Below are 14797 nucleotides of genomic sequence, written 5' to 3'. Positions count from 1 at the left end.
GGACCTATCATGGCACTACTTCAAATCGCAGAACCGGGCCAAAGCTCGGCACCTCATGAGCATAAGTTAGCAGCGGGTATCGACTTAGGTACTACCAACTCTTTGGTTGCTTCTGTACGTAGCGGCGATGCAACTCCACTTGCGGACGAGCAGGGCCGTACTATTTTACCTTCAGTCGTTAATTACACTGAGGAAACGTTAACGGTTGGCCACGAAGCCAAAGCCAAAGCAGAGCTTGAACCCGAGAACACTATTATCTCTGTAAAACGTTTGATCGGTCGTTCATTAAAGGACATCCAGTCCCGTTACTCTTCACTTCCTTATCGTTTTCGAGAGAGTGAAAATGGTCTTCCGATCCTGCAAACGCCTCAAGGTGACAAAAACCCGATTGAAGTATCTGCGGACATTCTAAAAGCGCTAGGTAAGCGAGCAGAAGAAACGTTAGGTGGTGAGTTAGCGGGTGTTGTGATCACTGTTCCTGCTTACTTTGATGATGCTCAGCGTGCAGGTACGAAAGACGCCGCGAAATTAGCTGGTCTTCATGTTCTCCGTCTGCTTAACGAACCAACCGCCGCGGCAATTGCTTATGGCCTAGACTCAGGCCAAGAAGGTGTGATTGCGGTTTACGATCTAGGTGGCGGTACTTTTGATATCTCTATCCTACGTTTATCGAAAGGCGTATTTGAAGTATTAGCAACAGGTGGCGATTCTGCCTTAGGCGGTGATGACTTTGACCATCTGTTAGCGGATTACCTAATGGAGCAAGCGGGTCTCGAAGCCCCACTTTCTGCTGAAAAAAACCGTACGCTACTGAACATTGCTACTGCGACTAAGATTGCTTTCTCTGAGCAAGACAGCGTTGATGTTGACGTGTTTGGCTGGAAGGACACCGTTACTCGTGAGCAGTTCGAAGATCTGATTCGCCCATTAGTGAAGAAAACACTAATGTCTTGTCGTCGTGCATTAAAAGATGCTGATGTTAATGCAGACGAAGTACTCGAAGTTGTCATGGTTGGTGGTTCAACACGCACATTGCTGGTTCGTGAAATGGTAGGCGAGTTTTTTGGCCGCACACCGCTAACAAGCATTAATCCTGATGAAGTTGTCGCAATCGGCGCGGGTATCCAAGCCGACATTCTAGCGGGTAACAAGCCTGATTCAGAAATGTTACTTCTTGACGTGATCCCACTGTCGCTTGGTATTGAAACCATGGGTGGTTTGGTTGAGAAGATCATCCCTCGCAATACCACGATTCCTGTTGCGCGTGCGCAAGAATTTACCACATTCAAAGATGGCCAAACGGCCATGAGTGTTCATGTGGTACAAGGTGAACGTGAAATGGTTGATGATTGTCGTTCACTGGCTCGTTTCTCATTGAAAGGCATTCCACCGATGGCGGCGGGTGCGGCACATATTCGTGTGACTTACCAAGTTGACGCTGACGGTCTTCTTTCTGTTACGGCAATGGAAAAGAGCACCGGTGTTCAGTCAGAGATTCAAGTAAAACCTTCTTACGGGTTAAGCGATAATGAAGTGGCGGATATGCTGCGTGATTCAATGACTCACGCTAAAGAAGACATGCAAGCTCGTGCGCTAGCTGAGCAGCGTGTTGAGGCCGACCGTGTGATAGAAGGCTTGATTGCAGCCATGCAAGCTGATGGTGACGAACTACTATCAGAACAAGAGAAACAAGACCTGATAAAAGCCATCGAAGCCTTGATTGAGCTGCGTAATGGTGATGATGCAGATGCGATTGAGCAAGGCATTAAAGATACCGATAAAGCGAGCCAAGATTTCGCATCGCGCCGTATGGATAAATCGATTCGAGCTGCGCTGTCAGGTCAATCAGTAGACGATATATAAGAGATAAGTAGTTATGCCTAAGATTATTGTATTACCACACGACGATTTGTGCCCAGAAGGCGCAGTGTTGGAAGCAAACACTGGTGAAACCGTTCTGGACGTAGCGCTAAAAAATGGTATCGGTATTGAACATGCGTGTGAAAAATCATGTGCTTGTACCACCTGCCACGTGATCATCCGTGAAGGTTTTGATTCGCTAGAAGAAAGTGAAGAGCTGGAAGACGACATGCTGGATAAAGCGTGGGGTCTAGAGCCTGAATCACGTCTAGGGTGTCAGGCGAAAATTGCGGATGAAGACTTAGTAGTAGAAATTCCTAAGTACACGCTAAACCACGCTTCAGAAGATCACTAAAACTATCTTCCCAATATAGGGAAGAAGCAAAAGGAAGATGAGCAATGAAATGGACAGATTCTCGCGATATCGCGATTGAACTTTGTGACAAGTTTCCAGATGTTGATCCGCAAACGGTGCGTTTTACCGATCTTCATCAATGGATCATGGAGTTAGATGAGTTTGAAGATGACCCAAACCATTGTAACGAAAAGATTCTGGAAGCTGTTATCATGTGCTGGATGGATGAAGCAGACTAAGTCTGTAAAACACAGCCTAGTTAACAATTCTTACTAAAAAAAGCGGACCTTTAGGTCCGTTTTTTTATCCAATTGACATTTTTGCCCTACATAATGCTAACATCCGTGAGTTATTAAAAAGAAGCAGCGTAGGCAACGCTGCTATAAGACAAGGAGAAACCATGTCTACACAGATGTCTGTATTTTTAAGTCAAGAGTCGGCAGCACCACATTGGGGCGAAAAAGCACTGCTTTCATTCGCTGAAAACGGCGCAACCATTCATTTAGGTGAAGGTCACGATCTTGGTGCAATTCAACGTGCAGCTCGTCAGCTAGATGGCCAAGGAATTCGTTCTATTTTTCTTTCCGGTGATAACTGGGATTTAGAGAGCGTTTGGGCTTTCCACCAAGGTTACCGTAACCCAAAAAAACATGGCTCAGTTGAGTGGTCTGCATTGTCTGAAGAAGATCAAGCAGAGCTTCAAGCGCGTATTACTGCGACTGATTTTACCCGCGATATCATCAATAAAACCGCAGAAGAAGTTGCCCCTCGTCAGCTAGCGACAATGGCCGCTGAATTCATCAAATCTGTTGCGCCTAAAGGCACAGTGACAGCTCGTATCGTCAAAGACAAAGACTTGTTGGCAGAAGGTTGGGAAGGCATTTACGCCGTAGGCCGTGGTTCTGAGCGCACTTCTGCGATGCTCCAGCTAGACTACAACCCGACAGGTGACGAGAACGCACCAATATTCGCGTGTCTTGTCGGTAAAGGTATCACCTTTGATTCGGGTGGTTACAGCTTGAAGCCTTCTAACTTCATGAGCGCAATGAAAGCAGACATGGGTGGCTCAGGCACCATCACCGGTGGTCTTGCACTGGCGATTCTTCGTGGTTTGAACAAGCGTGTAAAACTGATCCTTTGTTGTGCAGAGAACATGGTTTCTGGTCGCGCACTCAAGCTTGGCGACATCATCACCTACAAAAACGGTAAAACCGTTGAAATCATGAACACCGATGCAGAAGGTCGTTTAGTGCTTGCTGATGGCCTTATCTACGCTAGTGAGCAAAAACCTGAGTTAATCATTGATTGTGCAACACTAACAGGTGCGGCGAAGAATGCGTTGGGTAATGATTACCACGCACTAATGAGTTTCGATGACGAGTTATCGCATCAAGCGCTCACTGCGGCAAACCAAGAAAAAGAAGGTTTATGGCCGCTACCACTTGCTGACTTCCACCGTGGAATGCTGCCGTCAAACTTTGCTGACCTATCGAATATCAGTTCTGGCGATTACTCTCCGGGTGCAAGCACAGCAGCAGCATTCTTGTCTTACTTCGTAGAAGACTACAAAAAAGGCTGGTTGCACTTCGACTGTGCGGGTACATACCGTAAAGCCGCGTCTGATAAATGGGCTGCGGGAGCTACGGGTATGGGCGTTCGTACACTTGCTCGTTTCCTCAATGAGCAAGCTGGTAAATAAGATTGATTTCAGCACTCCTTGTTTGAGTGCTGCTCTTACCCAGTAAGTCACTTTAAAAACACAACTATTATTACAAGTACAGAAAGGAAATTTTATGGCTCTAGAAAGAACATTTTCAATCATTAAGCCGGATGCGGTAGAGCGAAACCTGATTGGTGAAATCTATAACCGTATTGAAAAGGCTGGCCTACGTATTGTCGCTGCTAAAATGGTTCACCTGACTGAAGATCAGGCAAGCGGTTTTTATGCAGAGCATGAAGGCAAAGAGTTTTTCCCTCCACTAAAAGAGTTCATGACATCTGGTCCTATTATGGTTCAGGTACTGGAAGGTGAAAATGCGATTGCACGTTACCGTGAGCTGATGGGTAAAACTAACCCAGAGGAAGCGGCATGCGGCACTTTGCGTGCTGATTACGCACTTAGCATGCGTCACAATTCAGTTCATGGTTCCGATAGCCCTGAATCTGCAGCGCGTGAAATTGAGTTTTTCTTCCCTGAGTCAGAGGTTTTCTCTCGCTAATTAGGCGTGATACTTCACTTGTTAGTGATGCTCTGATACAGAAAAGCCTCGGAACTTTCCGAGGCTTTTTCATTTCATATACCTAAGTTGAGGGCAATGTTGACTGCATAAGTGATCTCTTACACGCTAACTAGTCTGACTATATAATGGGCTTTAAAGCCCAGTAACGTGAGTTATTTTTAGTCTTTTCCCTTTACGATTTCTACGCTTTTACTTTTGATAGTGTAATAGCCACTTATAGCACAAGGGGTGCTTAAAATTTAATCATTTTGATTTTAATGCCTTAGCAAACTCAGGGTTTTACACCCCTTGTTGTAGCTGCATAAAGGCTGTACAATTCGCGCCCTTATTCTTGTTTCAGTCATTGAGAGGCAACATGACCACTGAAAAAATCAATCTACTCGACTTTGATCGCAAAGGCATGCGTCAGTTTTTCGCAGAAGAACTCGGCGAGAAAGCGTTTCGTGCCGATCAGGTTATGAAGTGGATCTACCATTTCGGTGTAGATGACTTCGAAAAAATGACAAACATTAACAAGAAGCTGCGCGAAAAGCTTTTACACAAGTGCGAAATCAAGGCACCAACAGTCGCAGAAGCTCAGCACTCTTCTGATGGTACAATCAAGTGGGCGATGAACGTTGGTGATCAGGATGTGGAGACGGTTTACATTCCAGAAGATGACCGTGCAACGCTTTGTGTGTCTTCTCAAGTAGGTTGTGCGTTGGAATGTAAGTTCTGCTCAACCGCACAGCAAGGCTTTAACCGTAACTTGAAAGTTTCAGAGATCATCGGTCAGGTGTGGCGCGCTGCACGTGAAATTGGTCTTGAGAAAGAAACAGGTCGCCGCCCAATTACTAACGTCGTGATGATGGGGATGGGTGAACCGCTTCTAAACATGAAGAACTTGATCCCGGCATTAGAGCTAATGCTGGACGACCTTGGCTTTGGTTTGTCAAAACGTCGTGTGACTGTATCTACATCAGGTGTGGTTTCTGGTCTTGATCAGATGACAGGCAAAATCGATGTCGCGTTGGCAATTTCCCTTCATGCGCCAAACGATAAGTTGCGTAGTGAAATCATGCCAATTAACGATCGTTGGGATATTCAAGATTTCCTAGCATCAGTTCGTCGTTACATCGCTTCATCGAATGCAAACCGCGGTAAGGTAACGGTTGAGTACGTACTTCTTGATCATGTGAATGATGACATGGACCATGCTCGTGAACTGGCTGAGCTGATGAAAGACACACCATGTAAGATTAACTTGATTCCGTTTAACCCGTATCCAGGTTCACCTTACAAGAAACCAAGTAACTCACGTATTGATCGCTTCCAAAAAACATTGATGCAATATGAGCATACAGTAACGGTTCGTAAGACTCGTGGCGATGACATTGATGCAGCGTGTGGTCAGTTAGTCGGTGATGTGATTGACCGAACTAAACGTACTGCAATGTTAAAAGCGTCGCGCGGTGCTGATACCATTGAAGTAAAAGCGGTATAAACGACCGGAATTCAAAAATAGCCAGAGCCATTTGCTCTGGCTATTTTGTTTATCGATAAGAGCATTTCTGCCAAGATTTATGACGACAACTCTCCAACTCGAGGTTATTTGGGTATAATTTCGAATTCCTTTGTCAAAGTTTGGACAAAAGCTTGAGCTATCTGTTAGTTTGAGTGTAAAGAGTTTTTGTCTTCGTTACACATTCGCTTATCATGATATGTGACATTAACGATGACACCGATAATTCTCAGCATTTTCTCACATACGCTTTGCTGATTTTTGCAAAACGGGTATTCACACTCAAATCGCTGAGAGTTTCTTAAAATTATTATTTTGGTTAACGCGTTTAGGCTAGCTATCTTTTAAAGAGGCTTAAGAACAATAACGAAAATACATAACCACGTTAGCCACTAAAACAGATTAAATACCACCATTATGACAGAACACGAAAATACGAATGAAGTGCCACTTTCTATTGAAGCTGGCACATTACTGAAAAACAAACGCGAATCTCTTGGGATGAGTCAAAAGCAAGTTGCTGATCGCCTGAGGCTTCGCGTTTCTGTTATTGAAGATATTGAAAATAACCGATTTGAGTCTCAACAAGTTGCGACATTTACGCGTGGTTACTTGCGTTCTTACGCGAAGTTCGTGGGCCTTGATGAGAAGATGGTTTTGACTGCGTTAGAGCAGACAGCAGATGTACAGCCGCAAGAGCAAGAAATTGAAATGCAGAGCTTCTCTCGCAAAACAAAAGATGAGAAGCACAATAGCCGTATCATGCTCCTGACTTGGGTTATCGGGTTGGTCATTATTGGTATTTCTGCAGCTTGGTGGTGGCAAAACCAGCAAGAGAATAGCCTAACGAAGGAAGTTACGGATTCAAGTGTTGAAGCGCCGAAGCCCACAGCGCAAGAGTTAGCTGATATCGATTTAATGACGGCTGAGGAGTTAATCGCAAGTACTCCTGAAGAAGTTGTTTCAACAAGTAATGATGTTGTTGAAACGAGTGAAGTACCAGTCGAGCAGGGTAGCGATCCTCTGCTTGCTGAAACTGAAAATACAACAAGCGTAGATTCTGAAGAACCTGTTGCCGTGATTGAAACTGCGGAAGAGGAACAGCCTGCGCCAGTCGTACCTGAAGGCATGACACTTCTTACTATGAAGTTTAAAGCGGACTGTTGGATTCAAGTAAAAGACACCAATGGTAAAACGCTGGTAAGTGGTACTCATAAACCAGGACAAGATGTAGAACTTACCGGAAAAGCGCCGTTTAAAGTGATATTAGGCGCACCGGAAGGGGTTACAATGACATTTGCAAGTGAACCTGTCGACCTTTCTGGGTATACTTCAGGCAAAGTAGCTAGATTCACTCTACCGTTATAAAAAATTATGCAACACGAATCTCCAATTATTCGTCGTAAATCGACGCGTATTTATGTGGGTGATGTGCCAATTGGTGATGGTGCGCCAATTGCCGTACAGTCAATGACTAACACTCGCACGACTGACGTAGAAGCGACAGTCGCTCAAATCCGAGCACTAGAAAAAGTCGGTGCAGATATCGTTCGAGTTTCTGTACCTACTATGGACGCAGCAGAAGCTTTCAAACTGATTAAACAGCAAGTTTCTGTACCATTAGTGGCTGATATTCATTTCGACTATCGTATCGCGCTGAAAGTGGCGGAGTACGGTGTTGACTGTTTACGTATCAACCCAGGTAACATCGGCAATGAAGAGCGCATTCGCGCTGTTGTTGACTGTGCTCGCGATAAAAACATCCCAATCCGTATTGGTGTCAACGGTGGATCTTTGGAAAAAGATTTACAGATGAAATACGGTGAACCAACGCCGGAAGCTTTGGTTGAATCGGCGATGCGTCACGTAGATCATCTCGATCGTCTTAACTTTGACCAATTTAAAGTTAGCGTGAAAGCTTCAGACGTTTTTCTTGCGGTGGATTCATACCGTCTACTAGCAAAGAAAATCGATCAGCCGCTTCACTTGGGTATTACAGAAGCGGGCGGTGCTCGCGCTGGCGCTGTTAAGTCATCTGTTGGCTTAGGTATGCTGTTGTCTGAAGGGATCGGCGATACGCTGCGTATCTCTTTGGCTGCCGATCCAGTTGAAGAAATCAAAGTCGGTTTCGACATTCTTAAATCTCTGCGCATTCGCTCTCGAGGCATCAACTTTATTGCTTGCCCAAGTTGCTCGCGCCAAGAATTTGATGTAATTGGCACGGTGAACGCACTTGAGCAGCGTTTAGAAGACATCATCACGCCAATGGATGTGTCTATCATCGGTTGTGTGGTAAACGGCCCTGGTGAAGCAGAAGTTTCTCACTTAGGTCTAGCTGGTAGTAACAAGAAGAGCGCATTCTACGAAGATGGTAAACGCCAGAAAGAACGCTTTGATAACGATGACCTTGTGAATCAGCTAGAAGCTAAGATCCGTGCGAAAGCAGCCATGATGAATGGCGAAAACCGCATCGAAGTTAAAGTACAAGATTAATCTCAACGAGAATTACGGTAAGTATTGTGGCAAAAACAATTCAAGCAATTCGAGGCATGAACGATTGCCTCCCAACTCAGTCGCCACTGTGGCAAAAACTAGAAAACACAGTGAAAAATGTAATTAGCGCATACGGTTATAACGAAGTGCGCATGCCAATCGTTGAAGAAACAAACCTATTCAGCCGCGCTGTTGGTGAAGAAACAGACGTCGTTTCAAAAGAAATGTACACCTTTGATGACCGTAACGGCGACAGCCTAACACTTCGCCCTGAAGGTACGGCGGGTTGTGTACGTTCATGTATTCAAAATAGCCTTATCAACCGTGATGAACAGCGTCTGTGGTACATGGGGCCTATGTTCCGCCATGAACGTCCGCAGAAAGGTCGTTACCGTCAATTCCACCAGTGTGGTGTTGAGGTGTTTGGTCTAAATGGTCCAGATGTTGATGCAGAGCTTATCATGATGACGGCGCGTCTATGGCGTGAGCTAGGTATCAATGAACATGTTCGTCTTGAGCTGAACTCTATCGGTTCTCAAGAAGACCGCGCAGACTACCGTACTGCACTGGTTGCGTTCCTTGAGCAACATATTGATGTGCTAGACGAAGATTGTAAGCGTCGCATGCACACGAACCCACTGCGTGTTCTGGATACGAAGAACCCTGACGTTCAAGCTATTTTAGGTGATGCACCTCGCCTTTCAGATTACTTAGGTGAAGAATCTAAAGCACACTTCGCAGGTCTATGTGAACTTTTAGACGCCGCAGGTATCGAATACACAGTTAACGAACGTCTAGTTCGTGGTCTGGATTACTACAACCGCACGGTATTTGAATGGATCACTGAAAGCCTAGGTGCTCAAGGCACCGTTTGTGGCGGTGGACGTTACGATGGTCTTGTAGAGCAATTAGGTGGTAAACCAACACCAGCAGTTGGCTTTGCAATGGGCCTAGAGCGTCTTGTTCTGATGCTAGAAACACTAGAACTAACAGACGTTCGTCGCAGTGTGGATGTTTACGTAGTAACAGCAGGCGAAGGCACCATGATGGCAGGAATGAAGCTAGCAGAGCAGCTTCGTGAGTCTATTCCTGGCGTTCGTGTGATGAATCACTTCGGTGGTGGTAACTTCAAGAAACAGTTTAAACGCGCAGACAAAGTTGGTGCTGTTGTAGCATTAGTTCTGGGTGAAAACGAAGTTGCGGATAATACCGTAGTACTGAAAGATTTGGCCGGTGGTGAGCAAGAGACTTACAACCAAGCAGAAGTTGCAGAAAAGATCGCAGCACTGATTTAAGTCTTTTAGTAATCTAACAAAATTACATCCTAGTTCGTAAGCTAAGGCTCCCAAATGTGGAGCCTTTAAACGAAATAGGAACAATGGCATCTAAGCTGCCATTTACATGTTTTAAGAGGACAGGAAGTGGAACTTTACGATACTGAAGAACAACAAGTTGAAGCCATTAAAGACTGGTGGAAGGAAAACGGCAAAGCCGTCATCATCGGTGCGGTTGTTGGCTTAGGTGGTCTATTTGGCTGGCGTTACTACCAGGATTCTGTGATTCAGGCGAGTGAAGCAGCTTCTCAAAGCTACACGACAGCAATGAATGCTTTGCAAGATAAAGGTACTGATGCTCAAGCTGACGTGAAAGCTTTCATTGAGTCAAATGAAGTAAAAGAATATTCAGTATTGGCTGCGCTACAACTTGCTAAAGCACAAGTTGAAGCTCAAGATCTTTCTGCTGCATTAGAGCAATTGAAGTGGGCGCAAAGCAACACTCAAGATGCTGCGCTGTTACCATTGATTAGTTACCGCATTGCGCGCATTGAAACGGAAATGGGTAACTTTGACGCTGCAACGGCTGAACTAAGTAACGTCACTGATGCTGCATGGACAGGTCGTATTGCTGAACTTCGTGGCGATATTGCGATTCGCCAAGGTGACAAAGATGCCGCATATGCTGCTTATACTGAAGCTCAGCAAGCGGCAGACGCAAGCCCGACGCTACAAATGAAATTGGACGATCTGGCGAAATAAGGACCGCATTGGATGAAAAGAGTCTTTAACAAAGCCTTGTTAGGGGCGTTAACAATGGGAATTCTTGCCGGTTGTGCTGGTGAGAAAGATACCATTGTAATGGCGCCGCTACCTCAGGTAGACAGTGAGTTTACAACCAGTAGTGAGTGGAGTACATCGGTTGGCGATGGTGTTGGTCATTACTTTTCAAAGCTATCCCCTGTATTTGCGAATGATACATTGTTCGTGGCAAGTCGCGATGGCTTAGTAAAAGCGCTGGATCCTGAAAACGGTAAACAACGTTGGCAAACGGACCTAGAAGAAGATGTAATTGCTCGTCTCTCTGGTGGTATCACAGCAGCATACGGAAACCTTTACATTGGCTCTGAGAATGGTGAAGTCATCTCTCTTGACCAAGAAACAGGTGAAATTGTTTGGCGTGTAAAAGTTGGTGGTGAGGTACTGGCGAAGCCAGTTGCAGACTCAGGCCTTATTATCATCAATACTAGCCGAGGCATGTTGATTGCCCTTAATGAGAGTACTGGTGAGCAACGCTGGGCATTGAGTACAGAAGTGCCTAACCTAACTTTACGTGGCGACAGTACTCCGACTGCAATTGGCGGCGGTGTATTTTGGGGAACGGCAAATGGCCGACTCGCAGCTGCTATCGTTGAGCGTGGTCAGCTGATTTGGCAACAGCCTGTTGGTACGCCAAAAGGCGCGACAGAAATTGATCGTTTGGTTGATGTTGATTCATCGCCAATTGTGTTAGGCGGTACTCTTTTCACCATTGGATACAATGGTCAACTTATCGCCATTGATTTGCGTTCAGCGAACCCGATTTGGAAGCGTAATTACTCATCTGCAACAGACATTTCTACAGATGGTAGCCGCATCTTTGTGATAACGGAAAAAGATCATGTTGTTGCCGTTGATTCACGAAGTGGGACTGAGTTGTGGGAAAACAGCTTGCTTGAGCACCGACAACTTACAGCGCCAGTTATTGTCGGCAATTATCTCGTTGTCGGTGACACGCTTGGTTACCTTCACTGGATGGATCGTTCAACAGGCGAATTTGTTGCGCAGCAGTTTATCGATGATAGCGGCTTGGCCGTTGGCCCGACGTTATTATCGGATGGTTATGTGATTACAACTCGCAACGGCGATGTAAAGAAACTAACCATTAACGAATAATATCGTGATATAATTCACATTCGGCTCCTGGCTGGTGACAGCTAGGAGCCGTTTTGTTGTTTGAATTTATTAACCCTGACGTGGTTATAGGTAAAAAGCTGGTTTGATTTGGCATCGAGCAAGTCGTTACCTATAACTACAGAAGAAAGATTATTGTAGAGGTTGTTATGGTACCTGTTGTAGCTCTAGTAGGGCGTCCGAACGTAGGTAAATCTACACTATTTAACCGATTGACTCGCACTCGTGACGCGTTGGTTGCGGACTTTCCAGGCCTAACGCGAGACCGTAAGTATGGCCAGGCGAGACTTGGTGAAGAGCACGAATTCATTGTGATTGATACCGGCGGTATTGATGGCACAGAAGAAGGCGTGGAAACAAAGATGGCAGAACAGTCATTAGCCGCGATTGATGAGGCTGATGTTGTATTGTTCCTTGTTGACGGTCGTGCTGGTCTGACACCTTCAGATGCAGCAATTGCTGCGCATCTGCGTAAAATTGAAAAGCCAGCGATGCTGGTGGTAAACAAAATAGATGGTATTGATGCCGATGCAGCGTGTGCTGATTTTTGGCAGCTCGGTGTGGATGATATGTATCAGATTGCGGCCGCTCATGGCCGTGGTGTGACCGCTTTGCTTGAGCGTGCTTTATCTCCATTCTTTGATGATCTATTAACAAGTGAATCTGAAGAAGGTGAAATTGAAGACCTGACTGGATTCGAAGACGAAGAGCCTCTTGTTGAAGATTACACTGAAGAAGACGCAGAAGCTGAATTCAAGCGCCTTCAAGAGCAGCCGATTAAGTTGGCGATCATCGGTCGTCCGAACGTAGGTAAATCGACACTGACTAACCGTATTCTGGGTGAAGAACGTGTAGTTGTATACGATATGCCTGGTACAACGCGTGATTCTATCTACATCCCGATGGAACGTGATGGACGCGAATACGTACTAATTGATACCGCAGGTGTTCGTCGTCGTGGTCGTATCAATGAAACGGTTGAAAAGTTCTCTGTTGTTAAAACGCTGAAAGCGGTAGAAGATGCAAACGTCGTTCTACTGGTGATTGATGCACGTGAAAATATTTCAGACCAAGACCTAAGCTTGCTTGGTTTTGCACTGAATGCTGGCCGCTCAATTGTCATCGCCGTTAACAAGTGGGATGGTCTAGACAGTGACGTGAAAGAAAGCGTGAAGAAAGAACTGGACCGCCGTCTAGGATTCGTCGATTTCGCGCGTATCCACTTTATCTCTGCGCTGCACGGTACTGGCGTTGGTCACTTGTTTGAATCTATCCAAGAAGCATATAACTCGGCGACAACGCGTGTGGGTACGTCAGTACTGACGCGTATCATGAAGATGGCAGTGGATGATCACCAACCGCCAATGGTTCGTGGTCGTCGTATCAAACTCAAATACGCACACGCAGGTGGTTACAACCCACCGATCGTTGTTATCCACGGTAACATGGTTCGTGAATTGCCAGATTCGTATAAACGTTATCTGATGAACTACTTCCGTAAGTCTCTGGAAATTATGGGAACACCGATTCGCATTAACTTCCACAACAGTGATAACCCATACGAGAATCGTACGAATAAGCTTACGCTATCACAAGAGCGTAAACGTAAGCGTATGATGTCGATGGTGAAAAACCGCAATAAATAATGAAATTCGAATACCCAAGTTTCTACTTGGGTATTTTTTTATCAAAAGTAATCGTAAAAATGACTATCACAGCAACAAAGACTCGTTTTTGTCATCAAATATGGCAATTAGAAGCACAAATACAGCTCGTTCAATCTACGGAAGAAGTGACTTACGTTATTACAGATGTCACGCCGTTCCATCCCGTTAGTCACATATGGCCGGATCACCCTGCAGACAAAGGAACGTTGAAGGTGAATGGGGCTGAGCATGACGTGGTAGATTGCCAAGTTGGAGCAGTGGAGCAGGAAAGTGGTGCTCTGTATGTGGGTAGTGACATTCCTGTAAAGCGTGATGCTGAAGGTTGGGTGTTTGTCGTCGTCCATGTTTTATCACGTACGGAATCACTTGCAATTAATGACTTGGTGACATTAGCGGTAGATAAAGACTATCAAAATGCTTTGAGCCGAGGCCACACTGCAGGACACTTAGCGTATTTGGCGTTGAATAAAGTACTAGCGGAAGACTATTGGCGAAAAGACGCAGACCGCAAAGACCCACATGGTTATTATGACTTTAATAGCTATGCGCAAGTTACGAGTTATGTCACTCCAGACAAGTGCCTCGATACGTACCGTTTAGGCAAAACACTCCGTAAAAGAGGATTAAACAGTGCAGATATGCTGAATGACCTCCAGGCGATTGCAGAAAAAGTGAATGGCCAACTGGTTGAATGGCTTCAAAGAGATACGATGATCACCATGGAATGCCACGGCGACAGATTAACGGATTCTCGCTATTGGAAGTGCGATTTAGGAGAAGGTCAATTAGCGGTAATCCCTTGTGGTGGAACGCATGCGAGCCATTTAAATGAGTTTGCTTTTATCCAAGTTAAACTCGTTGAGCTCGACGCTCAAACTATCGAAATGCACACCAATGTAAATGCTGCTTTCTGAATAAGATCTTTTTATTAAATTCTGATTTTGTGTTTAATTAAATCAACTTAAGGATTTTTATTCTGCACTAAATCGGAATGCAGAATATGTAACTTATGCTTTCGGTGTGTGGTTATATAAATATTCTTTTAAGGGGTGATCGCTGATCAAGGAGTAAATATCAGACGATCAGTATAAGATCCTACGTATCAAGTATGGTTAGCGCCTCGTGAAACTTGTTGGGGCGGTGATGAAGATCAACATACTTGTTCGTTATTTTGAGTAGCATGCGTTACTCGAAATTGCTTAGTTTAGAGAGAGGAACGGGATATGCAGCAGAACATTTGCCCGACTTGCAATGTCGAACTGGAATGGACAGGACAATATCATTGCGCACAGTGTGAATCGGATTTTAAAAAAGTAGGTTTTTGCCCTGATTGTGAGGCGGAGCTGGAGAAGCTGCAAGCATGCGGTGCTGCGAGTTACTTTTGTAATGTGTGTAATGAACTCAAATCAAAATCACGTGTCCGATTTGAGTTCCAGAAAATCAGTTAACCAGAG

14 protein-coding genes are annotated in these 14797 nt (G+C 45.1%); all 14 read left to right on the top strand.

Translation table 11 applies throughout. The annotated features are described in order from the left end of the window. Positions 1-9 precede the first annotated feature (9 nt). The 14 genes from hscA to L3V30_RS19890 all read left to right on the top strand — a co-directional run bounded on the left by hscA (position 10) and on the right by L3V30_RS19890 (position 14791). Positions 10-1863, top strand: coding sequence for a Fe-S protein assembly chaperone HscA (gene hscA, locus L3V30_RS19955; protein WP_237309642.1), 1854 nt, complete (start codon positions 10-12; stop codon positions 1861-1863). Between the two features lie 13 nt (positions 1864-1876). Further along, the gene (fdx, locus tag L3V30_RS19950; RefSeq protein ID WP_005391548.1) at positions 1877-2215 is read left to right on the top strand and encodes an ISC system 2Fe-2S type ferredoxin; all 339 of its coding nucleotides are present in this window, start codon (positions 1877-1879) and stop codon (positions 2213-2215) included. Positions 2216-2259: 44 nt separating this feature from the next. Beyond that, entirely contained in the window at positions 2260-2454 is a 195-nt protein-coding gene (gene iscX, locus L3V30_RS19945; protein WP_005391546.1) for a Fe-S cluster assembly protein IscX, read from the top strand. Between the two features lie 161 nt (positions 2455-2615). Next, positions 2616-3914 (top strand): aminopeptidase PepB, encoded by a 1299-nt coding sequence (pepB, locus tag L3V30_RS19940; protein WP_005391544.1) that lies wholly within the window; start codon positions 2616-2618, stop codon positions 3912-3914. A 94-nt stretch (positions 3915-4008) separates the two neighbouring features. Beyond that, the gene (gene ndk / locus L3V30_RS19935) at positions 4009-4434 is read left to right on the top strand and encodes a nucleoside-diphosphate kinase (protein WP_005391542.1); all 426 of its coding nucleotides are present in this window, start codon (positions 4009-4011) and stop codon (positions 4432-4434) included. A 376-nt stretch (positions 4435-4810) separates the two neighbouring features. Further along, a complete protein-coding gene (locus L3V30_RS19930) occupies positions 4811-5938 on the top strand; it encodes a bifunctional tRNA (adenosine(37)-C2)-methyltransferase TrmG/ribosomal RNA large subunit methyltransferase RlmN (protein WP_005391540.1) in 1128 nt (375 codons plus the stop codon). Positions 5939-6373: 435 nt separating this feature from the next. Continuing rightward, positions 6374-7324, top strand: a complete 951-nt coding sequence (gene rodZ / locus L3V30_RS19925) for a cytoskeleton protein RodZ (protein WP_046874337.1) — start codon at positions 6374-6376, stop codon at positions 7322-7324. 6 nt (positions 7325-7330) lie between these two features. Then, entirely contained in the window at positions 7331-8449 is a 1119-nt protein-coding gene (gene ispG, locus L3V30_RS19920) for a flavodoxin-dependent (E)-4-hydroxy-3-methylbut-2-enyl-diphosphate synthase (RefSeq protein WP_005391537.1), read from the top strand. A gap of 26 nt (positions 8450-8475) precedes the next feature. Next, positions 8476-9744: a histidine--tRNA ligase gene (gene hisS / locus L3V30_RS19915; RefSeq protein WP_046874336.1), complete on the top strand. Its 1269-nt coding sequence runs from the start codon at positions 8476-8478 to the stop codon at positions 9742-9744. 126 nt (positions 9745-9870) lie between these two features. Next, positions 9871-10485 carry a YfgM family protein gene (locus tag L3V30_RS19910; protein ID WP_005391529.1) on the top strand — a complete coding sequence of 205 codons (615 nt, stop codon included), beginning with the start codon at positions 9871-9873 and terminating at the stop codon, positions 10483-10485. Between the two features lie 12 nt (positions 10486-10497). Then, a complete protein-coding gene (gene bamB / locus L3V30_RS19905) occupies positions 10498-11658 on the top strand; it encodes an outer membrane protein assembly factor BamB (protein ID WP_005391528.1) in 1161 nt (386 codons plus the stop codon). A gap of 167 nt (positions 11659-11825) precedes the next feature. After that, positions 11826-13322: a ribosome biogenesis GTPase Der gene (gene der / locus L3V30_RS19900; RefSeq protein WP_005391527.1), complete on the top strand. Its 1497-nt coding sequence runs from the start codon at positions 11826-11828 to the stop codon at positions 13320-13322. 59 nt (positions 13323-13381) lie between these two features. Next, positions 13382-14257: a metal-dependent hydrolase gene (locus L3V30_RS19895; RefSeq protein ID WP_046874358.1), complete on the top strand. Its 876-nt coding sequence runs from the start codon at positions 13382-13384 to the stop codon at positions 14255-14257. A gap of 309 nt (positions 14258-14566) precedes the next feature. After that, complete coding sequence (locus L3V30_RS19890; RefSeq protein ID WP_012842112.1) at positions 14567-14791, top strand: zinc ribbon domain-containing protein; 225 nt, start codon at positions 14567-14569, stop codon at positions 14789-14791. Positions 14792-14797 lie beyond the last annotated feature (6 nt).

This window comes from Vibrio sp. A1-1 (genome assembly GCF_021728175.1).
Classification (GTDB): Bacteria; Pseudomonadota; Gammaproteobacteria; order Enterobacterales; family Vibrionaceae; genus Vibrio; species Vibrio diabolicus.
This window is presented reverse-complemented; position numbering and strand designations above follow the sequence as displayed.